Raw genomic sequence first — 20,053 nt, 5'->3', positions numbered from 1 at the left:
CTCGATTCTCGTGTTGTCTTGCGTGTCGGGTTAAAGCGGCGGGCCCGGGGTCTCGAGCCGGCGGAACTCTTCGTACAACGTCTCGGGCAGCGCAACGGGTCTGAACCCGGACGCGCTGAGCGCCGCGACCTTCACCTCGGCGGTGAGCAGCACCTCACCGCCGCGCTCGATCGTCTGGGCGAACACTACGCTGGCCCGCTTGCACTGGTGGATGCGCGCGCTGACCTGCAGCAGATCGTCCAGCCGGGCGGGGCGCAGGAAATCCAGGCGCATCGCGCGGACGGCGAACACCAGGTCGTGGGTCTGGCGCAGCTGCTCCTGGGCGTACCCGCGGGCCCGCAACCACTCGGTGCGGGTCCGCTCCAGGAAAGCGACGTACTGCGCGTGGTACACCACGCCACCGGCGTCGGTATCTTCCCAATAGACGCGTGTCGGAAAGATGAACGGAGCCGCATCCACGGCGATCGTCTTCGAATCAGTCGTCAAAGCATGCGCTCCCGCACGGCATGGTGCATACCAACCTGAAACCAGTGGCGCTCAGAAGAGTTCGCCTGGCGCGTCGCTCGCGTCCGGCACCCTGCCCTTCGGCGTCAGGCCCAGGTGCAGGTAGGCCTTGCGGGTGGCCATGCGGCCGCGGGCGGTGCGGATCAGGAAGCCCTGCTGGATCAGATAGGGCTCGATGACGTCCTCCAGCGTGCCGCGCTCCTCGCTGAGCGCGGCGGCCAGCGATTCCACACCGACCGGTCCACCGTCGAAGCTGTCGATGATGGTGCGCAGCATGCGGCGGTCCAGTTCGTCGAAACCTTCCGGGTCCACTTTCAGCATCTGCATCGCGGCGCGCGCCACGTCCACGTCGATGTGGCCGTTGGCCTTGACCTGCGCGTAGTCGCGCACGCGCCGCAGCAGGCGGTTGGCGATGCGCGGCGTGCCGCGTGCGCGACGCGCGACTTCGGCGGCGCCCTCCGGCACGCAGTCCATGCCCAGGATGCGCGCCGAACGCTGCACGATGCGGGTGAGTTCCTCGGGCGAATAGAATTCGAGCCGCTGCACGATGCCGAAACGGTCGCGCAGCGGCGCAGTCAGCAGGCCGGCGCGCGTGGTGGCGCCGATCAGCGTGAACGGCGGCAGGTCCAGCTTGATCGAACGGGCCGCGGGGCCCTCGCCGATCATGATGTCGATCTGGAAGTCTTCCATCGCCGGATACAGCACCTCCTCGACCACGGGCGAGAGACGGTGGATCTCGTCGACGAACAGCACGTCGTGCGGCTGCAGGTTGGTCAGCAGCGCGGCCAGGTCGCCGGCCTTCTCGATCACCGGGCCGGAGGTGACGCGCAGGTTCACGCCCAGCTCGTTGGCGATCACGTGGCTCAGCGTGGTCTTGCCCAGGCCGGGCGGCCCGAAGATCAGCACGTGGTCCAGCGCCTCGCCGCGCCCTTTCGCCGCCTGGATGTAGATGTCCAGCTGCTCGCGCACCGGCTTCTGGCCCAGATACTCGTCCAGCCGCTTGGGCCGGATGCTGGCCTCGATGGCGTCGTCTTCGCGGGTGGCGGAGGAATCGATGAGGCGGTCGGCGGTCATGACGGGATTATGGACGAAACCGTCGCCCATTCACCGTCAGATCTCGACCTGCGCGCCCAGTTCCACCAGGCGGTTGCCCGGAATGCGGAAGAACCCCGTCGCCGGCGCGGCGTTGCGGTGCATGGCCGCGAACAGCTTGTCGCGCCAGATCGGCATGCCGCCCTGCCGGCGGGCCACCACCGTCTCGCGACTGGCGAAGTAGGTGGTCTCCATCGGATCGAAGTACACGCCGCCCTGGTCGCAGGAGCCCATCAGCGCCTGCGGCACGTCCGGCGTCTCGGCGAAGCCGTAGCTGATCACCACGCGATAGAAGTCGTCGCCGATGGGCTCGATCTTCAGCCGCTTCTTCTTCAGCGCGTACGGCACCGTCAGGGTTTCCACCGTCAGGAACACGTTGCGTTCGTGCAGCACCTTGTTGTGCTTCAGGTTGTGCAGCAACGCGTGCGGCACCACGCCCTTGTCGGCGGTCAGGAAGATCGCGGTACCCGGCACGCGCACCGGCGGGGCCAGCATCAGGCCGGGCAGGAAGGTATCCAGGCGGATGCCGTCCTTCTGCACCTCGCCATGCAGCAGTTCGCGGCCGCGGCGCCAGGTGCGCATCATGGTGAAGGCGGTGATGCCGATGAACAGCGGCACCCACGCGCCGATGCCGGTGACCAGCTTCGCGCCGTTGGCGAACAGGAAGGCCAGGTCGATCACCAGGAACACGCCGCACAACGGCAGCACCCAGCGGCGGGAATCGGGCCAGCGCGTGTACGCGACGATCGCCAGCAACAGGGTGTCGATCAGCATGGTACCGGTGACCGATAGGCCGTAGGCCGTGGCCAGCGCGCCCGAGCTCTGGAAGCTCAGCACCAGCACCACCACCGCCAGGTACAGCATCAGGTTGACCGACGGCACGTAGATCTGGCCGATCGTGTCCTTGGAGGTGTACTTGATGTGCAGGCGCGGCAGGTACCCCAGCTGGATGGCCTGGCGGGTCACCGAGAACGCGCCGGTGATGACGGCCTGCGAGGCCACCGCCGCCGCCGTGGTGGCCAGCACCAGCATCGGGATCTGCGCCCAGTCCGGGATGGACATGTAGAACGGGTTGGCCACCGCCTCGGGATGGCGCAGCAGCACGGCGCCCTGGCCGTAGTAGTTCAGCACCAGCGCCGGCAGCACGAAACCGAACCAGCCCCAGCGGATGGGTTTCTTGCCGAAGTGCCCCATGTCGGCGTACAGCGCCTCGCCGCCGGTGACGGTCAGCACCACCGCACCCAGGATCAGCACCGCGTGCCAGTCGTGGGTGACGAAGAAGTGCCAGGCCCAGAACGGATTCAGCGCCGCGAGCACCGATGGGTTCTGGGCGATGTTGTAGATGCCGAAGCCGGCCAGCACGATGAACCAGGTGATCATCACGGGGCCGAACGCCTTGCCCACCTTCGCGGTGCCGAAGCGCTGGAACGCGAACAGGCCGGTCAGGATCACTAGGCTGATCGGCACCACCCATCGGGTGAAGACCGGCGACACCACCTCCAGACCCTCCACCGCGCCCAGCACGGTGATGGGCGGCGTGATCATGCCGTCGCCGAAGAACAGGGCCGCACCGAAGATGCCGAGGATGCCGACCGTATAGTTCAGGCGCGAACCCTTGGTCAGGCTGCGCTGCGCCAGCGCGGTCAGCGCCATGATGCCGCCCTCGCCGTCGTTGTCGGCGCGCATGATCACGATGACGTACTTCAACGTCACCACCAGCAGCAGCGACCAGAAACCCAGCGACAGCAGCCCGCGGACCGTGTCCGCATCCGGCGTCAGGCCGAAGTGCGGATGGAACATTTCCTTGATGGTGTACAGCGGGCTGGTGCCGATGTCGCCGAACACCACGCCGACGGCGCCCGCCACCAGGGCGACCATGCCGGCCTTCGAATGGCCGTGTTGCCCGGCGTCGTGGGGAGATGAGGGGGTGGACATGGCGGCCGGAAGGGTAGCGCTGTGGAAGTGAAGGGGTGCTCTAGGCGACGGTCAGCGCAGCGCCGACTGCAGCGCCTTGCGGATGATCGTCGCGGCCTCGTCGCCTGGCGCAGTGGCGTCGCGCGCCATGCGGGTGGCTTCGGCCGGTTTGTAGCCCAGCTGCTGCAGGGCGATGGTCGCCTCGGACTGCGGATCGGCCGGCAAGGCACTGATGCCGCCCACGCCGGTGCCGATCAGGTCGGCCGCGCGGTCGCGCAGCTCCACCACCATGCGTTCGGCGGTCTTCTTGCCGATGCCGGGGATGCGCGTCAGCGCGGCGATGTCGCCCGCCTGCACCATGCGCGCGAATTCGTCCACGCTGGCACCGGACAGCACGGCCAGCGCGATCTTCGCGCCGACGCCGCTGACCTTCTGCACGTCGCGGAACAGCCGGCGCTCGCCCTCGCGCAGGAAGCCGTACAGCGCCACGCTGTCCTCTTTCTGCGCATAGTGGGTGAACAGCAGCACTTCGCGGCCCACGTCGGGCAGGTCGTAGTGCGTGCTCATCGGCGCTTCCAGTTCATAGCCAACGCCACCCACGTCGATCACCAGCCACGGGGGCGACTTGTACGCCAGGATGCCGCGAAGACGTCCGATCATTTCCTGCTCCAGGCCAGTTGCGAACTCACGCCCAGCCGTTTGGCCGTGGCGCGTACGTGCGCGTGGGTGATGGCGACGGCCAGCGCATCGGCGGCATCGGCCTGCAGCTTGCCGTGCAGGTTGAGCATGATGCCGACCATGTGCTGGATCTGGGTCTTCTCGGCGCTGCCGCGCCCGACGACGGCCAGCTTCACTTCCTTGGCCGCGTACTCGTGCACGGGCAGGTCGCGCAGCACCACGGCGCTGATGGCGGCGCCGCGCGCCTGCCCCAGCTTGAGCGCCGAATCGGGATTGCGCGCCATGAACACCTTCTCGATGGCGACCTCGTCCGGCTGCCAGGTGGCGATGACGGCCGTCAGTCCGTCCAGCAGCACGCGCAACCGCTGGGGGAAATCCTCCGCCCCCAGCAGCACCAGCGGCGCGTGGTGGACATGGCTCACCCTGCCCGCGCCATCGACATCGATGATGCCGATGCCGGTGCGCTGGGAACCGGGGTCGATGCCGAGGATGCGGGTCATTGGAGCCGGGATGGGGGATTCTGGATTCGGGATTCGACGCCGGCGGAGGCAGGACGGGGTATCGGGTGGCCGGGAGAGCGTTCTTGCCAATCCCGAGTCCCGAATCCCCAAGCCCGGCCGTCAGGCATACGCATCCGCGCCGAGCTCGGCGTTGGAATAGACGTCCTGGACATCGTCCAGGTCTTCCAGCATGTCCAGCAGCTTCTTCACCTGCAGCGCGGTGTCGCCCTGCACGCTGATGTCGTTGTCGGCACGGAAGGTGATCTCGGCGTGATCCGGCTTCAGGCCGGCGGCTTCCATCGCGTCCTTCACGCCCTGGAAGGCCTCCGGCGCGGTGACCACGTCGATCGAGCCGTCATCGGGGTACACCACGATGTCGTCGGCACCGGCTTCGATGGCGGCTTCGGTGATCTTTTCTTCATCGGCGCCCGGCGCATAGCTCAGCACGCCCAGGCGCTTGAACATGAAGGCCACCGAGCCCTCGGTGCCCATGTTGCCGCCGCACTTGCTGAAGGCATGGCGCACGTCGGCGACGGTGCGCACGCGGTTGTCGGTCAGGCAGTCGACGATCACGGCCACGCCGCCGGGCGCATAGCCCTCGTAGCGCACTTCCTCGTAGACCACGCCTTCCAGTTCGCCGGTGGCCTTCTTGATAGCACGCTCGATCACGTCCTTGGACATGTTCGCCGCCAGCCCCTTGTCCACCGCCACCCGCAGCCGCGGGTTGTTGGCGGGATCGCCGCCGCCGGCACGGGCCGCCACGCCGATCTCGCGGATGATCTTGGTGAAGATCTTGCCGCGCTTGGCGTCGGTGGCGTTCTTGCGGGCTTCGATGGACGGGCCTCTACCCATGGTGACTTCCGGAGTGCTCTGACAAGGGCGCGGATTATACGCGCCCCCCGCCCGCATCACGGCTCGCTGTCGAAGCAGCCCTCACGCAGGAAATGCGCCGCCTGGCGCGCCGCATGGGCGGAGAACACCAGCCCGGTGTGGCTGGCCGGCACCACGCAGTGCGCGGCCAGCCCCGGCAGACGGGTTTCTTCCAGCGCGACCGTGCCATCGGATTCGCCCCCGAACCGGGTGATCAGGCGGCCGATGCCCCGCGCCACGTTGCCCGCCACCATCCCGACCGGCACCGTGCCCTCCCAGGGAGGACAGCCGGCCTGCAGCAGGCCGCCGCTGCGACCCAGCACGGGCGCGGTCCACGCCCGCCGTCCCAGGTCACGCGCGGCACCGCTGCCGCACAGCGGCGAGCCCAGGCAGACCATGCGCTGCACCGGCAGGCCAGGCGCTCGGCGCAGCGCCTCGAGGCCGATCAGTCCGCCCAGGCTGTGCCCCACCAGATGGACGGGCGGCCCGCCCTGCAGACGCGCGATCAACGCGGCAATGGCGGGCTCCGGCCCCCCGAGGATGCTGGGATAGCCGAAGGTTTCAACTTCGAAGCCTTCGTGCCGCAGCCGCCGCGCCAGCGGTGTGAGCCAGGATTTCGCATTCCAGATGCCATGGACCAGCAGCACGCGTGGCGTCGAGGAGGGCTGTGCGGTCATGGCTGGAAGTGTGGTGGAAGCCTGCGCGGGCCGCCAGCCCGTTCAGTGCGTCGCATGGGCGCGCTTCCATTCGCGTGGCGACAGCCCGCTGTGCGCCTTGAAGGCGCGTGACAGCGCGGCCTCGCTGCCATAGCCGACGTCCGATGCGACCACCTTGAGCGGCCTGCCGTGGCGCAGCGCCTGCTGCGCCAGCCCCACGCGCCAGCCCTGCAGGTACTGGCCGGGCGTGATGCCCAGCGACTCGCGGAAGGTCGACGCGAACACCGTGCGCGACATGCCGGCCACGCGTGCCAGATCCTCCAGCGTCCAGTCCTTCGCCGGCGCCTCGTGCATGGCGACGATCGCATTGCGCAGGCGCGGATGGGAAAGCCCGGCCAGCATGCCGCCCTTCACCTCGCCGGTTTCCATCAGCTGGCGCAGCACCTGGATCATCACCACCTCGAACAGGCGGTTCACCAGCGCGGTGCGTCCGCAGCGCTGGGTGAAGGCCTCCTCGAAAAGCAGCGCCAGCACGTCCCCGGCGCCATGGATGCCCGACAGGGGCAGGCAGACCGCGTCGGGCAACGCCGCACAGATCGGATTCTGGTCGCCACCCTCGAACCGCAACGTCGCGCAGGTCATGTCGGCACCGCGCACCGGGTCGCTGATGAAGCGGTGCGTCAGCGCGCGCGGGAAAAGCAGCAGGCTGGGCTCGTCGATGTGCAGCGAGGTCGCGCCATAGACCACCTCCAGCGGCCCCTGCCGGATCAGGTGCAGCTGACCCAGGCCCATTTCGGCCTCCAGCGTGTTGATGCCGCACAGCGCACCGGCATTGAACACCTGTGCGCTCACCGAGAACCGGTCCAGCAGGACAGCCAGCCGATCGACCATGTCGGAACTCCAGATCAAGTTTTCAGGATTCTATATCACCATTCGTACCGACGTGGCGCGCAAAGTACACCTCACCGGACGGCCACCCGCCCCGGACCACCCCCTCTCCAAGGAATACCGCCATGTCCATCGAAAAGATCCTCTACACCGCCACCGCCACCGCCTCGGGCGGCCGCGAAGGCCAGGCCACCTCGTCCGACGGCGTGCTCGACGTCAAGCTGACCACCCCGCGCGAGCTGGGTGGCGCCGGCGGCGACGGCACCAACCCGGAACAGCTGTTCGCCGCGGGCTATTCGGCCTGCTTCCTGGGCGCGCTGAAGTTCGTCGCCGGCAAGCAGAAGGTCGCCCTGCCCGCCTCGACCACCGTCACCGGCAAGGTCGGCATCGGCCAGATCCCCACCGGCTTCGGCATCCAGGCCGAACTGACCATCGCCGCTCCCGGCGTTGCCCGCGAGCAGTTGCAGACCCTGGTCGACGCCGCCCACATCGTCTGCCCGTACTCCAACGCCACGCGCGGCAACATCGACGTGACGCTGGTGATCGCCGACTGACCCCTCCTCCTGCCACCCACCACCGGAATCCTCGCCATGAACGCCATCACCCGCACCATCGCCGCCACCGTCCTGGCCGTCGGCACCCAGGCCAGCCTGGCCGCCCCCGCCAGCGTTCCCGCCCCGGTCGCCGTCGAGCGCACCGCCAGCCACATCACCACCGCCGACGGCGTGCAGCTGTACTACAAGGACTGGGGCCCGAAGAACGGTCCGGTCGTCGCCTTCAGCCACGGCTGGCCGCTGTCTTCGGACAGCTGGGAATCGCAGATGATCTTCCTGGCCGCCAAGGGCTACCGCGTGGTCGCCCACGACCGCCGCGGCCATGGCCGTTCCAGCCAGCCATGGGACGGCAACGACATGGACCACTACGCCGACGACTTGGCCACCGTGATCAACACGCTGGACCTGAAGGACGTGACCCTGGTGGGCTTCTCCACCGGCGGCGGCGAAGTGGCGCGCTACATCGGTCGCCACGGCACCCGCCGCGTCAAGAAGGCCGTGCTGATCAGCGCCGTGCCGCCGCTGATGCTGAAGACCGCCGACAATCCGGGCGGCCTGCCGATCGAGGTGTTCGACGGCCTCCGCAAAGGTTCGCTGGACAACCGCGCGCAGCTCTACAAGGACATCGCCTCGGGCCCGTTCTACGGCTTCAACCGCCCCGGCGCGAAGGTCTCGCAGGGCCTGATCGACAGCTGGTGGGCGCAGGGCATGCAGGCCGGCCACAAGAACACGTACGACTCCATCGCCGCGTTCTCGGCCACCGATTTCCGCGCCGACCTGAAGAAGTTCGACATCCCCACCCTGGTCATCCACGGCGACGACGACCAGATCGTCCCCATCGACGCCTCCGGCAAGGCCTCCGCCGCGCTGATCAAGAACGCCAAGCTGATCGTCTACGCCGGCGCCCCCCATGGCCTGACCGACACCCACAAGGACCGCGTCAACCAGGACCTGCTCGACTTCCTGCAGAAGTAAGGAAGAAAGCCTCCGCAAACAGCAACGGCCGCACACGCGGCCGTTTGCTTTTGATCTTTCGCCACACCGATACGCCAGCGAACCCACCAGACCCGGAGGGCGGCGGACAAGGATGTCCGCCGTTTTCCGCCTCGCCAGGAGGGCGAGTCGGAAAATCCCGATAGCAACGCCTCATGGGATTGCTTCGTCGGAGAAGGCGCTTTCTTTTGGTGGCTTTTCTTTGCGCCAACAAAGAAAAGTTACCCGCTGGCCCTGCGGGCCAGCGGAACGCTTCGATCATCAAACACTTGTAGACGCATTCCGCCGCAGGATGAACTCATCATCCAAGGTCTTCCCCACCGGAAACTTGTACTCCCCCACCCGCACGAACCCCTGCCGCGCATAGAACCGCTGCGCACCGAAATTCTCCGACCACACCCCGATCCACAGCGTCCGCGGACCGTCCCTCAACAACCACCGCTCCACCTCGGCGAACAGCTTCCCGCCCCAGCCACCGTTCTGGTGCGACGCCAGCACGTACAAGCGCTTCAGCTCGCCATCGCCCGCCTTCACTTCAGGATGCGGCAGCCCACACGGCCCGGCCGCCGCATGGCCCACGGCCACACCGTCGTCCTCCAGCAGCCACACCGCATAGTCCGGATGGGACAGGATGACCTTCTGCTTTCCCACCTCGTAGGCATCGGCGAGGAACGCCGCCAGGTCCTCGGCCGGATACAGATGGCCGAAGGTCTCGGTGAACGTACGCGACGCCAGGTCCGACAGCACGGCCGCGTCATCGACGGTGGCGCGACGGATACGCACGCTCACGCGTCCTCTTCGTCCTCTTCCTCTTCGGCCGCCTCGTCTTCCTCGTCGGCGTCTTCGTCTTCTTCCTCTTCGTACTCTTCTTCGTCTTCTTCTTCGTAATCGTCTTCGCCGAAGTCCTCGCCGTCCCAGCGACCCTGGCCGTCCGGCACGAAGGTCACCGCCATCGCGGCCGGCGACGTGCCGACGCGCACCAGCCAGCCACCGAACACGCGCGCGCGTTCCGTCACCAGGCCCGCATCGGCCCCTTCATTGCCCAGGCGTTCCCACTCAAGCGAAAAAGCAACTTCCGTCATCTTGGCTCTCTTGATGTTAAGCCCCCTTGAGTCAAGGGGGCGCGGCGTCAGCCGCGGGGTTGTGGCATGCAACGGCGCGGGACCCGTCATTTCGCCCAGACGAAATGACGGGGGCTTGACCGCTTAGCGGTCAAGTCCGCGGACGAACCTGGATATGGACTTCAGCAAGCTGGTCGTCCGGGATCGGCGACGGCGCGCCGGTCATCAGGCACTGCGCCGTGGTGGTCTTCGGGAACGGGATCACGTCGCGGATCGACTCCGTGCCTGCCATCAACGCCGCGATGCGATCGATGCCGAACGCGATGCCGCCATGCGGCGGCGCGCCGAAACGCAGCGCATCCAGCAGGAAGCCGAACTTGGCTTCGGCCTCTTCCGCACCGATGCCGAGCAGCTCGAACACCGCACTCTGCATCTCCGGCCGGTGGATGCGGATCGATCCGCCGCCGATCTCGTTGCCGTTCAGCACCATGTCGTAGCCGCGCGACACCGCGGTCTTCGCATTGGCGCGCAGGTCGGCAATGTCGTCGACCGCGGGCGCGGTGAAGGGGTGGTGGAGCGCGACGTAGCGCTGCGCGTCCTCGTCCCACTCGAACATCGGGAAGTCGGTGACCCACAGCGGCTTCCATCCGTCCTGGACCAGACCGAAGTCCTTGCCGGCCTTCAGGCGCAGCGCACCCATGAAGTCGCTGACCTTGTTGTAGCCGCCCGCGCCGAAGAACACGATGTCGCCGTTGCCCGCGCCGACGTGCTTCACCAGGGCGGCGAAGGCGTCCTCGGCGAAGAACTTCCGGATCGGCGAGGAAATCTCACCGGCATCGTCGATCTTGATGTAGGCCAGGCCCTTCGCACCGTACTTGGCGGCGTGCGCGGCGTACTCGTCGATCTGCTTGCGGCTCAGCGACGCACCGCCGGGGATGCGCAACGCGGCGACGCGCCCGTCCGGGTCGCTGGCGGCCGCGGTGAACACGGCGAACTCGCTGGACTTCACCAGATCGGCCACGTCCACCAGCTCCAGCGCGATGCGCAGATCGGGTTTGTCCGAACCGTAGCGCCGCATGGCCTCGGCCCAGGTCATGCGCGGGAACGGCGCATCCAGCTGCACGTCCATCACCTCGGCGAAGATGTCGCGGATCATGCCTTCCACGGTGTCCTGCACGTCGCGCTCGCGCACGAAGGCGAATTCCATGTCGAGCTGGGTGAATTCCAGCTGGCGGTCGGCACGCAGCGCCTCATCGCGGAAGCAGCGCGCGATCTGGTAATAGCGGTCGAACCCCGCGACCATCAGGATCTGCTTGAACAGCTGCGGCGACTGCGGCAGCGCATAGAACTCGCCCGGGTGCATGCGCGCCGGCACCAGGAAGTCGCGTGCGCCCTCGGGCGTGGCCTTGGTGAGGATGGGCGTCTCGATGTCCTGGAAGCCGCGCGCGTCCAGCCAGCGGCGCAGCGCCTGCACCAGGCGGATGCGGGTACGCTGCTTGCGCTGCATGTCGGGGCTGCGCAGGTCCAGGTAGCGGTATTTCAGGCGGATGTCTTCGCCTGGGTTCTCATGGTGATGGAACGGCAGCGGCTCGGCCTTGTTGAGCACGGTAATGCGGGTGGCGATCACCTCGACCTGGCCGGTGCGGATCTTGGCGTTGACCGCCTCGCGCGCGCGCACCACGCCCTCGACCTGCAGCACGTCCTCGTAGCCCAGCGAGGCGGCGACCTTGAACACCTCGGCATTGGACGGATCCACCGTCACCTGCACGATGCCTTCGTGGTCGCGCAGGTCGATGAAGCACACGCCGCCGAGATTGCGGGCGACATCGGTCCAGCCGCACAGGGTTACGGTCTGGCCGATCAAAGCCTCGTTCACGAGGCCGCAGAAATGGGTACGCATGGGGGCTCCACTGGGGTTCGGACCGGGGCCGGGACATCCCGCGGCGTGACAGGCCGGTCAAGCCCGCTAGTTTACCCGCTCCCCTGCCCTCCGGCCCGGGGCCTGCCCCTGCACAGCCTTAACCGGCCGGGCGTATGCTGGCACCTTCCCAGGAGGGTGTCGCCATGAAGAAGCCGTTGTTGCAGTCCGTTTTCGTACTGTTGCTGGCCTTGGCGGCCGGCAGCGCCTTCGCCCAGATCGCGCCCAAGGCCTATGCACCGGAAAACCTGCGCACGCTGTCGGTGCAGGACCAGACCCGGGTCATCAGCCTGGAGTATTCCGAACAGTCCCGCGGTCGCCGCATCCCGGACGACCAGTTGCGGTTCTACCTGGACCAGGTCAACCGCTCCAACTGGACCTTCAGCCGCATCAAGCAGGACATCGCCCAATCGCTGGGCGGCAACAGCGGCGGCTGGAACCCTAACCCGCCCACCCATGGACAGACCATCCTGTGCGAGAGCAAGAGCGGCGACGCCCGGCGCTGCACGCCGCCGTGGCGTGGCCAGTCGCGGCTGGTACGACAGATCTCCAACAGCCGCTGCGAAGAGGGTGCGACCTGGAGCTCGCAGGACGGCCTGATCACCGTATGGAAGGGCTGTCGCGGCGAATTCGCGCCGGGCGTGGCCGTCGGGGGCACGATCCGCTGCGAGAGCAATGATGGCCGCGGCCGCACCTGCCGCACGCCGTGGAGCGGCCATTCACGCCTGGTCCGGCAGTTGTCCAACGCCGCCTGCATCGAAGGCCGCAGCTGGCAATCGCAGCAGGGCCAGGTCTATGTCGGCAACGGCTGCCGTGCCGAGTTCGGTCCGCGCGCCGGTGGCGGTGGCGGCTCCAGCCAGTACTCCGTCACCTGCAGCAGCGAAGACAACCGCCGCAAGACCTGCGCCTACGACCCGCGCCAGGGCCGGCCGATCCTGCTGCAACAGATATCCAACACCAGCTGCCGCGAAGGCTACAGCTGGGGTTACGCCGGCAACCAGATCTGGGTGGACCGCGGCTGCCGTGGCCGCTTCGGGCCGCGCTGACCGCTTCTCATCTGCTCAACCGTCGGCGCCCCACGGCGCCGGCGGCGGTTCCACAGGCGTGGTGAGGTCGAATTCCACCCGGAACAAGCGGCCGCTCGGCCGGCTCAGTTCGTAGACGAAGGTCTTCGCGGGCACCAGTTCCATGGCCCAGGTGTTGTTGAGCGAAGCGTTCAGGCCTTCTCGCTTGAACATCGCCACCGATTCGGCATCCACGGGAAACGCCTGCCGCTGCGCGGTTCCGGCATCCCCCGTGTCGCCGCCGTACATCGTCACCGCGTCGGGCTGGCCGTCCTGGTGCCTGTGATCGTGCTTCAAGCGCAGTCCCGTGGCGGTCCGGGTCAGCACCCAGGTACGCGAGCGGTCGTCGCCGACATGGAAAGGAATGCGGATCTCGCGCGTCGGGTCGTCGCAGCCCCGCACGTGCATGACCAGCGTCTTGCCCTCGAACGGATCGGGCGTGGCGGATGCGGGCTGGTTGGCCGTGATGCGGCCGGCGTAGGCCTTGCCGCAATGCCCCTGCAGCGCAGAGAGGAAGGCGTCGGCGGGCACCTTTGACGATGCCCCCATGGACGACGTGGCGCAGCCTGCGACGGACAACGCAGCAAACGCGAGCAAGACCCTCTTCATGGCATCCCTTCTTTGAGGAAGGGATGCACCATACACCGCCGGCCTCAGGCCGAGGGCGTCGAAGACGGCTTGGCTTCCGTCTTGGCCGGCGTGCTTTCGGCCTTGGCCGGTGCCGATTCGGCGGGCTTGGCGTCGCCCGAAGGCTTCGCACCCTCGCCTCCGTCGGCCAGGTTGCGCTTCTTGTCGCCGTCCTTCTTGAAATCGGTCTCGTACCAGCCACTGCCGGCCAGGCGGAACGCCGGCGCCGTGATCTGCCGCTTCACCGTCGACTGCCCGCAGGAGGGGCAGGTGTCGGGATCGGGGTCGGACAGCTTCTGCAGACGGTCGAAGCGGTGGCCGCACTGGGTGCATTCGAAGGCGTAGATGGGCATGGCAGTCGATCGTGGAGGGCTAACGGGAATAACGGGAACGGGAGGCTGTGTGGGGACGGCCGGCGGACGAATCAAGCCTCGTCGTACAGCGCCGACCAGGCTTCCTCGGCCTTGGCCAGCTGTTGCTGCAGATCTTCCCGCTCGCGGCCCAGGCGCGCGGCGAGGTCGGCGTCGGCATACGTCTTCGGTTCGGCCAGGCGCGCATCCACCTCCGCCAGCTGGCCTTCCAGCTCGGCGACCCTGGCTTCGGCGGCGGCCAGCTTGACCGGATTGACCTTGCGCGCCGGGGCGGGCGTCGCCTTCGGCGCGGGTGCCGGCTCGCTGCGCAGCGGCTTGCTGCCCTGGGCGGACGCCCGCGTGCGCAGCCAGGCCGCGTATTCGTCCAGATCGCCGGCGAACGGTTCGACCACGCCGTCGGCGACACGCCAGAACGTATCGCAGACCAGGCCGATCAGATGACGGTCGTGCGAGACCATGACGATCGCGCCATCGAAGTCGCTGAGCGCTTCGGCCAGCGCTTCGCGCATCTCCAGGTCGAGGTGGTTGGTGGGTTCGTCGAGCAGCAGCACGTTGGGTTGCTGCCACGCGATCAGGGCCAGCGCCAGGCGCGCGCGCTCGCCGCCGGAGAATCCGTCCACCGGCTCGAACGCGCGGTCGCCCGGGAAGTTCCACTTGCCGAGGAAATCGCGGAAGGACTGATTGCTGCCGTCCGGCGAGATCTCGCGGAAATGGTCCATCGGCGACTGGCCTTCGTGCAGCGACTCCACCGTGTGCTGGGCGAAGTAACCGATCCTCAGATCCGGATGCGCCATGCGGTCGCCAGCCAACGGCGGCAATTCGCCCACCAGCGTCTTCACCAGCGTGGTCTTGCCCGCGCCGTTGGGGCCGAGCAGGCCGATGCGCTGGCCCGCCTCCAGGCCGAAGCCGACATCGTGCAGGATCACCGCATCGGGCCCATAGCCGGCCTCGACGTGGTTCAGGCGAATCAGCGAGAACGGCAGCTTCGCCGGCTCGGCGAACTCGATGCGGAATTCGCGCTCGGCGCGCACCGCCTCGGTGCCGGCCAGCTTGGCCAGGCGCTTCATGCGGCTCTGCGCCTGCGCCGCCTTGGACGCCTTGGCCTTGAAGCGGTCGATGAAGCTCTGCAGGTGCGCGCGCTCGGCCTGCTCCTTCTCGTGGGCGATCTGCTGCTGGCGCAGCTGCTCGGCGCGCTGGCGCTCAAAATCGGTGTAGCCGCCGGTATACAGCTTGGCGCCGCCGCCGTGCAGGTGCAGGGTGTGGGTGGCGACGTTGTCGAGGAACTCGCGGTCGTGCGAGATCAGCAGCAGCGTGCCGGGATACTTCAGCAGCCACTGCTCCAGCCAGAGCACCGCGTCCATGTCCAGGTGGTTGGTCGGTTCGTCCAGCAGCAGCAGGTCGCTGGGCATCATCAGGGCACGCGCCAGATTCAGGCGTACGCGCCAGCCGCCGGAGAACGACGCCACCGGTCGGTGGTGCGTATCCGCCGGGAAGCCCAGGCCGTGCAGCAGCTTGCCGGCGCGCGCCTCGGCATCGTAGGCGCCGAGTTCGGCCATCTTCTGGTGCGCGTTGGCGACCGCCTCCCAGTCTTCCCGCGCGGTGGCCTCGGCTTCGGCCTGCAGCACGGCGGCGACTTCGGTGTCGCCACCAAGCACGAACGACAGGGCCGGGTCCGGCAGCGAGGGGGTTTCCTGCGCGACGCTGGCGATGCGTACCTTGCCAGGCAGGTCGAGGTCGCCCTTGTCGGCCTCCAGTTCGCCCTGCACGGCGGCGAACAGGCTGGACTTGCCCGCACCATTGCGACCCACCACGCCGACGCGGTAACCCGCATGCAGGGTGAGGTCGACGTTGGACAGCAGCAGGCGCTCACCACGGCGGAGCGCGAAATTACGAAGGGCGATCAAGAAACAACCTACGGGGATTTGGGAGAAGCGGCCGCGTAGTTTATCGATAGCACTCCCACTCGACGTTGTTAAGAAACCATTGACACGCCCATCAGCCGCCTGATAACCAGAGTGTGTACCGCCTAAGTCCATGGTTTCAAAGGAAACTTTGCAAGCCCTGATCCACTTGAAGTCGCACTTCGCCGTCTTTCCGGAGCCCCCCCATGATCCGCACCCGCTCACCCCTGACCATCGCCATCGCCCTGGCCCTGGTCGCCCCCGCCACCTTCGCGCAGGAGTCGGCTCCCTCCGACGCCCGCACGCTGGACACCCTGATCGTCACCGGCACCCGCGTCAGCGACCGTACGGTCGCCGAATCGCAGTCGCCCATCGACATCATCACCCCCGAGGCCCTGCAGGCCACCGGCACCACCGAACTGGCGACCGCGCTGGCACGTGCGCTGCCTTCGCTCAACTTTCCGCGCCCGGCGGTCACCGACGGCACCAGCGGCGTGCGCCCGGCGCAACTGCGGGGCCTGTCGCCCGACCAGGTGCTGATCCTGGTCAACGGCAAGCGCCGCCACATCTCGGCCCTGGTCAACGTCAATGGCACGATCGGCCGCGGCTCGTCGGCGGTCGACCTCAACGCGATCCCGGTGTCGGCGATCGAACGCGTGGAGGTGCTGCGCGACGGCGCATCGGCGCAGTACGGCTCCGACGCGATCGCCGGCGTGGTCAACGTGGTGCTGAAGGGCGCCGGCAAGGGCGGCTCGCTGGTGGCGGACGTGGGCGGGTATTCGGCCGGCGACGGACGCCAGTACCAGCTCTCCGGCGATACCGGCGTGTCGTTCCGCGAAGGCCGCGGGTTCGTGCATGTGGCCGGCCAGCTGACGACCCAGGACGAAACCAACCGCGCCGGTCCGTACCAAGGCACCGCGCCGAACACCGGCAACAACCCCGACATCGGCGAAGTGGCCTATGTCTATGGCGATCCCAAGGTGGACGCCGGCGCGGTGTCGGCCAACGCCGGCTTCGCGTTCAGCGACAGCGTGAGCGCCTACGCCACCGCGATCGCCAGCAACCGCGACATCACCTCGTTTGCGTTCTACCGCTCGCCCAACCACAGCAACCAGGGCGCGCTGCTGGCCCAGGTCTATCCGGACGGCTACGTGCCCGAGATCAACCAGCTCTCGCAGGACCGCTCGCTGGTGGCCGGCGTCAAGGGCGACACCGAGAGCGGCTGGAAGTGGGATGTCAGCTACAACTACGGCTACAACCACCTCAAGTTCTACACCCAGAACAGCATCAACTACAGCCTGGGAACATCCAGTCCCCACCGCTTCTACGACGGCGCGCTGGAGTACACCCAGAACGTGCTCAACGCCGACATCAGCAAGCCGCTGGAGATCGGCCTGGCCTATCCCGCCACCCTGTCCTTCGGTGCAGAGTACCGACGCGAGAAGTGGAACCAGTCGCCGGGCGCACCGGATTCGTACACCAGCGGCGGCGCGCAGGGCTTTGGCGGCTTCACGCCCGCCAATGCGGTGCATTCCGACCGCGACAGCTACGCGGCTTACGCGGGCCTGGAAGCCGACCTGACCGAGAAGTTCTCCGCCGGCATCGCCGGCCGCTATGAGGACTATTCGGACTTCGGCAGCGAAGTGTCGGGCAAGCTATCGGCGCGCTACGCCTTCAGCGACGCTGTGGCGTTGCGCGCCACCGTGGCCAGCGGCTTCCGCGCGCCGGCATTGGCGCAGCAGTACTACCAGGTGGTGACCTCGCAGTACAACGCGAGCCTGGACCGCTTCTTCGAATCGGGCACCTTCCCCGCCACCAGCGCCGTTGCCCAGGCACTGGGCGCGGACCCGCTGACCGCCGAGACCTCGCTGTCGTACGGTCTGGGCCTGGTACTGCAGCCGGTGGACCGCCTGTACGTCACCATCGACGCTTACCAGATCGACGTCGACGACCGCATCGTCCTTTCCTCGAACCTGATCCTCGGCAGCAACGCCGCCGCACAGGCGCTGCTGGCCAGCCTGGGCGTCAACGGCGTCACCAGCGCGCGCTATTTCACCAATGCGGCCGACACCCGTACGCGCGGCGTCGACGTGATCGCGCAGTACACCATCCCGCTGGCCAACAGCAGCCTGAGCCTCACCGCGGGCTACAACTACAACAAGACCGACATCCAGCGCATCGCACCGAACCCATCGGAGCTGACCGCCCTGGGCGCCAATCTGTGGCGCATCGGCCGCGACGAACAGGGTCGCATCGAAGAGGGCTATCCGCGCGACAAGGCGACGCTGACGGCAGCATGGAATCTGGCACGCTGGGACTTCACCTTCGGCGCCACCCGCTATGGCGAATTCACCACGCGCGTCAGCGAAACCGGCAATCCGGCCAACGACCAGACCTATGGCGCCACATGGATCCTGGATGCGTCGGCCAGCTACCGTCCCGGTGAGAACTGGAAGCTGACCCTGGGCGCGGACAACCTGCTGGACGAGTATCCGGACCGCACCCTCTTCCCCAATTCGAACAGTGGCCAGTTCCCCTACAGCAGCCAGTCGCCGGGCGGCTTCAACGGCGCCTACGTGTACGGCCGCATCGCTTACGCGTGGTAACGCGCATCCGCGCCTGAGCTCACCGGAACGCCCCGCCCCGTGCGGGGCGTTCCCGTTCTAGCGCCCCTTGAATGGCGGCACGCGTGGGCCGCCGGTTTGCCGCACGCAGGCCCCATCGGCGACACTCGACCGATCACGCCGAGGAACCGCCCCGTTCGATGCACCATGACACCGACCTGATCAACATCATCGCGGTAGGCCTGGCCCTGGCCTTCGTGCTGGGTGCGCTCGCGCACAGGCTGCGCCTGTCGCCGCTGGTCGGTTACCTGCTCGCCGGCGTCTTCGTCGGCCCGTTCACGCCCGGCTTCGTGGCCGACCAGGAACTGGCCAACCAGCTGTCGGAACTGGGCGTGATGCTGCTGATGTTCGGCGTGGGCCTGCACTTCTCGCTGGAGGACCTGCTCGAGGTCAAGGCGATCGCGATCCCCGGCGCCATCGCGCAGATCGCGGTCGCCACCGGCCTGGGCTGGGCGCTGGCCTGGGGCATGGGCTGGACGCCGCTCAACGGCTTTGTGTTCGGCCTGGCGCTGTCGGTGGCCAGCACCGTGGTGCTGCTGCGTGCGATGGAGGACCGGCGCCTGTTGGAAACCCGGCGCGGCCGCATCGCGGTGGGCTGGCTGATCGTGGAGGACATCGCCATGGTGCTGGCGCTGGTGATGCTGCCGGTGCTGGCCGACACCTTCGGCGAAGCATCGGGCGACGAGCCGGCGAGCTTCGGCCGCTTCGTCGTGGCCATCGCCTGGACGCTGGTCAAACTGGGAGCGTTCGTGGCCTTCATGCTGCTGGTGGGCCGCCGGGTCATCCCATGGACCCTGGAGAAGATCGCCGCCACCGGCTCGCGCGAGCTGTTCACCCTGTCGGTCCTGGCGATCGCGCTGGGCGTGGCGTTCGGCTCGGCCACGCTGTTCGGCGTGTCTTTCGCGCTGGGCGCGTTCTTCGCCGGCATGCTGCTCAACGAATCGGAACTCAGCCACAAGGCCGCCAACGATTCCCTGCCGCTGCGCGACGCCTTCGCGGTGCTGTTCTTCGTCTCGGTGGGCATGCTGTTCAATCCGGCCATCCTGATCGCGCATCCGTGGCAGGTGCTGGCCACGTTCGGCATCATCGTGGTGGGCAAGTCCCTGGCGGCGTTCTTCATCGTGCGCGCGTTCAAGCATCCCGCCGGCACCGCCCTGACCATCTCGGTCAGCCTGGCGCAGATCGGCGAGTTCTCCTTCATCCTGGCCGCGCTGGGCGTGTCGCTGAAGATCCTGCCGCCGGACGGCCGCGACCTGATCCTGGCCGGTTCGCTGCTGTCGATCATCGCCAACCCGTTCCTGTTCTCCTGGCTGGACCGCTGGCAGAAGAAACAGGACGCCCTGGCGCCCGTGCCGGCCGAGCCGGAAGTACCTCCCGGCCCCTCGTTGGACGTCACCGACCACGCCATCATCATCGGCTATGGACGGGTGGGCAGCGAACTGGCGCGCGTGCTGCGCGACCGCGGCGTGCCGCTGATCGTCATCGACGACAACGGCGACCACGTGGCGCGCGCGCACGATGCCGGCATCCCCGCGATCCGCGGCAGCGCCGCTGCCGACCGCGTGCTGGCCGAAGCGCACCCCGAGCGCGCGAAGATCGCCGTGCTGGCGATCCCGCAGCCGCTGGAAGCCGGCGAAGCGCTGGCCAAGCTGCGCGCGATCAATCCGGCGCTGACGCTGCTGGCGCGCGCGCACAGCGAAGGCGAAGTGAAGCACCTGCTGGAACACGGCGCCGACGGCGCAGTGCTGGCCGAGCGCGAACTGGCGTTCTCGCTGGCGGAAATGGTGATGTCCACGCCGCCCTACCGCCCCCAGCGCGTCCCGGGCTGAGCCGGCGGC

The 20,053-nt window shown here is 67.8% G+C and carries 19 protein-coding genes and 1 pseudogene; 5 read left to right on the top strand and 15 right to left on the bottom strand.

Features of this window, described 5'->3' with window-relative positions; translation table 11 throughout:
• Positions 1 to 30 precede the first annotated feature (30 nt).
• The 8 genes from ybgC to IAE60_RS07640 form a co-directional block, all read right to left on the bottom strand.
• The gene (ybgC, locus tag IAE60_RS07675) at positions 31 to 486 is read right to left on the bottom strand and encodes a tol-pal system-associated acyl-CoA thioesterase (RefSeq protein WP_162110841.1); all 456 of its coding nucleotides are present in this window, start codon (positions 484 to 486) and stop codon (positions 31 to 33) included.
• Positions 487 to 537: 51 nt separating this feature from the next.
• Positions 538 to 1,578 (bottom strand): Holliday junction branch migration DNA helicase RuvB, encoded by a 1,041-nt coding sequence (ruvB, locus tag IAE60_RS07670; protein WP_187574433.1) that lies wholly within the window; start codon positions 1,576 to 1,578, stop codon positions 538 to 540.
• 36 nt (positions 1,579 to 1,614) lie between these two features.
• Entirely contained in the window at positions 1,615 to 3,531 is a 1,917-nt protein-coding gene (locus IAE60_RS07665; RefSeq protein WP_187574432.1) for a potassium transporter Kup, read from the bottom strand.
• A 51-nt stretch (positions 3,532 to 3,582) separates the two neighbouring features.
• A complete protein-coding gene (gene ruvA, locus IAE60_RS07660; RefSeq protein WP_162110844.1) occupies positions 3,583 to 4,170 on the bottom strand; it encodes a Holliday junction branch migration protein RuvA in 588 nt (195 codons plus the stop codon).
• The gene (gene ruvC / locus IAE60_RS07655; RefSeq protein ID WP_162110845.1) at positions 4,167 to 4,688 is read right to left on the bottom strand and encodes a crossover junction endodeoxyribonuclease RuvC; all 522 of its coding nucleotides are present in this window, start codon (positions 4,686 to 4,688) and stop codon (positions 4,167 to 4,169) included. The genes ruvA and ruvC overlap by 4 nt, the downstream gene beginning before the upstream one ends.
• Positions 4,689 to 4,808: 120 nt before the next feature.
• The gene (locus IAE60_RS07650; protein ID WP_187574431.1) at positions 4,809 to 5,540 is read right to left on the bottom strand and encodes a YebC/PmpR family DNA-binding transcriptional regulator; all 732 of its coding nucleotides are present in this window, start codon (positions 5,538 to 5,540) and stop codon (positions 4,809 to 4,811) included.
• Positions 5,541 to 5,596: 56 nt separating this feature from the next.
• On the bottom strand, positions 5,597 to 6,235 hold the full coding sequence (locus IAE60_RS07645; RefSeq protein WP_187574430.1) for an esterase/lipase family protein: 639 nt from the start codon (positions 6,233 to 6,235) through the stop codon (positions 5,597 to 5,599).
• Between the two features lie 42 nt (positions 6,236 to 6,277).
• Complete coding sequence (locus IAE60_RS07640; protein ID WP_187574429.1) at positions 6,278 to 7,105, bottom strand: AraC family transcriptional regulator; 828 nt, start codon at positions 7,103 to 7,105, stop codon at positions 6,278 to 6,280.
• Positions 7,106 to 7,227: 122 nt separating this feature from the next.
• On the opposite strand from IAE60_RS07640, the gene IAE60_RS07635 reads away from it, so the two are divergent.
• Both IAE60_RS07635 and IAE60_RS07630 read left to right on the top strand, forming a co-directional pair.
• Positions 7,228 to 7,656 (top strand): organic hydroperoxide resistance protein, encoded by a 429-nt coding sequence (locus IAE60_RS07635; RefSeq protein ID WP_185895309.1) that lies wholly within the window; start codon positions 7,228 to 7,230, stop codon positions 7,654 to 7,656.
• A gap of 36 nt (positions 7,657 to 7,692) precedes the next feature.
• Positions 7,693 to 8,631 carry an alpha/beta fold hydrolase gene (locus tag IAE60_RS07630; RefSeq protein WP_187574428.1) on the top strand — a complete coding sequence of 313 codons (939 nt, stop codon included), beginning with the start codon at positions 7,693 to 7,695 and terminating at the stop codon, positions 8,629 to 8,631.
• 279 nt (positions 8,632 to 8,910) lie between these two features.
• Here the strand turns inward: IAE60_RS07630 and IAE60_RS07625 are convergent, their stop codons facing one another.
• The 3 genes from IAE60_RS07625 to aspS all read right to left on the bottom strand — a co-directional run bounded on the left by IAE60_RS07625 (position 8,911) and on the right by aspS (position 11,610).
• Positions 8,911 to 9,438, bottom strand: a complete 528-nt coding sequence (locus IAE60_RS07625; protein ID WP_185895307.1) for a GNAT family N-acetyltransferase — start codon at positions 9,436 to 9,438, stop codon at positions 8,911 to 8,913.
• Complete coding sequence (locus tag IAE60_RS07620; RefSeq protein ID WP_187574427.1) at positions 9,435 to 9,731, bottom strand: DNA primase; 297 nt, start codon at positions 9,729 to 9,731, stop codon at positions 9,435 to 9,437. The genes IAE60_RS07625 and IAE60_RS07620 overlap by 4 nt, the downstream gene beginning before the upstream one ends.
• 130 nt (positions 9,732 to 9,861) lie before the next feature.
• Complete coding sequence (gene aspS, locus IAE60_RS07615) at positions 9,862 to 11,610, bottom strand: aspartate--tRNA ligase (RefSeq protein WP_187574426.1); 1,749 nt, start codon at positions 11,608 to 11,610, stop codon at positions 9,862 to 9,864.
• A 164-nt stretch (positions 11,611 to 11,774) separates the two neighbouring features.
• Between aspS and IAE60_RS07610 the strand changes: the two genes are divergently transcribed.
• Positions 11,775 to 12,674 carry a DUF3011 domain-containing protein gene (locus tag IAE60_RS07610; RefSeq protein WP_187574425.1) on the top strand — a complete coding sequence of 300 codons (900 nt, stop codon included), beginning with the start codon at positions 11,775 to 11,777 and terminating at the stop codon, positions 12,672 to 12,674.
• A gap of 15 nt (positions 12,675 to 12,689) precedes the next feature.
• Here the strand turns inward: IAE60_RS07610 and IAE60_RS07605 are convergent, their stop codons facing one another.
• The 4 genes and pseudogenes from IAE60_RS07605 to IAE60_RS07595 form a co-directional block, all read right to left on the bottom strand.
• Positions 12,690 to 13,301 carry a hypothetical protein gene (locus IAE60_RS07605; protein WP_187574424.1) on the bottom strand — a complete coding sequence of 204 codons (612 nt, stop codon included), beginning with the start codon at positions 13,299 to 13,301 and terminating at the stop codon, positions 12,690 to 12,692.
• Positions 13,302 to 13,345: 44 nt separating this feature from the next.
• A complete protein-coding gene (locus IAE60_RS07600; RefSeq protein WP_187574423.1) occupies positions 13,346 to 13,672 on the bottom strand; it encodes an FmdB family zinc ribbon protein in 327 nt (108 codons plus the stop codon).
• 71 nt (positions 13,673 to 13,743) lie between these two features.
• Positions 13,744 to 13,881 (bottom strand): hypothetical protein, encoded by a 138-nt coding sequence (locus tag IAE60_RS19020; RefSeq protein WP_425504467.1) that lies wholly within the window; start codon positions 13,879 to 13,881, stop codon positions 13,744 to 13,746.
• 27 nt (positions 13,882 to 13,908) lie between these two features.
• Positions 13,909 to 15,594 (bottom strand): annotated as a pseudogene (locus IAE60_RS07595) (ABC-F family ATP-binding cassette domain-containing protein); the annotation flags it as partial.
• A 203-nt stretch (positions 15,595 to 15,797) separates the two neighbouring features.
• On the opposite strand from IAE60_RS07595, the gene IAE60_RS07590 reads away from it, so the two are divergent.
• Together IAE60_RS07590 and ybaL are read left to right on the top strand one after the other, a co-directional pair.
• On the top strand, positions 15,798 to 18,197 hold the full coding sequence (locus IAE60_RS07590; protein ID WP_187574421.1) for a TonB-dependent receptor plug domain-containing protein: 2,400 nt from the start codon (positions 15,798 to 15,800) through the stop codon (positions 18,195 to 18,197).
• Positions 18,198 to 18,355: 158 nt separating this feature from the next.
• The gene (ybaL, locus tag IAE60_RS07585; protein ID WP_187574420.1) at positions 18,356 to 20,044 is read left to right on the top strand and encodes a YbaL family putative K(+) efflux transporter; all 1,689 of its coding nucleotides are present in this window, start codon (positions 18,356 to 18,358) and stop codon (positions 20,042 to 20,044) included.
• The last annotated feature ends 9 nt before the right edge of the window (positions 20,045 to 20,053 follow it).

The sequence above is a fragment of the Pseudoxanthomonas mexicana genome, assembly GCF_014397415.1.
GTDB lineage: Bacteria > Pseudomonadota > Gammaproteobacteria > Xanthomonadales > Xanthomonadaceae > Pseudoxanthomonas_A > Pseudoxanthomonas_A mexicana.
The sequence above is the reverse complement of the archived record's forward strand: the minus strand, read 5'-3'. Positions and strand labels throughout refer to the sequence as shown.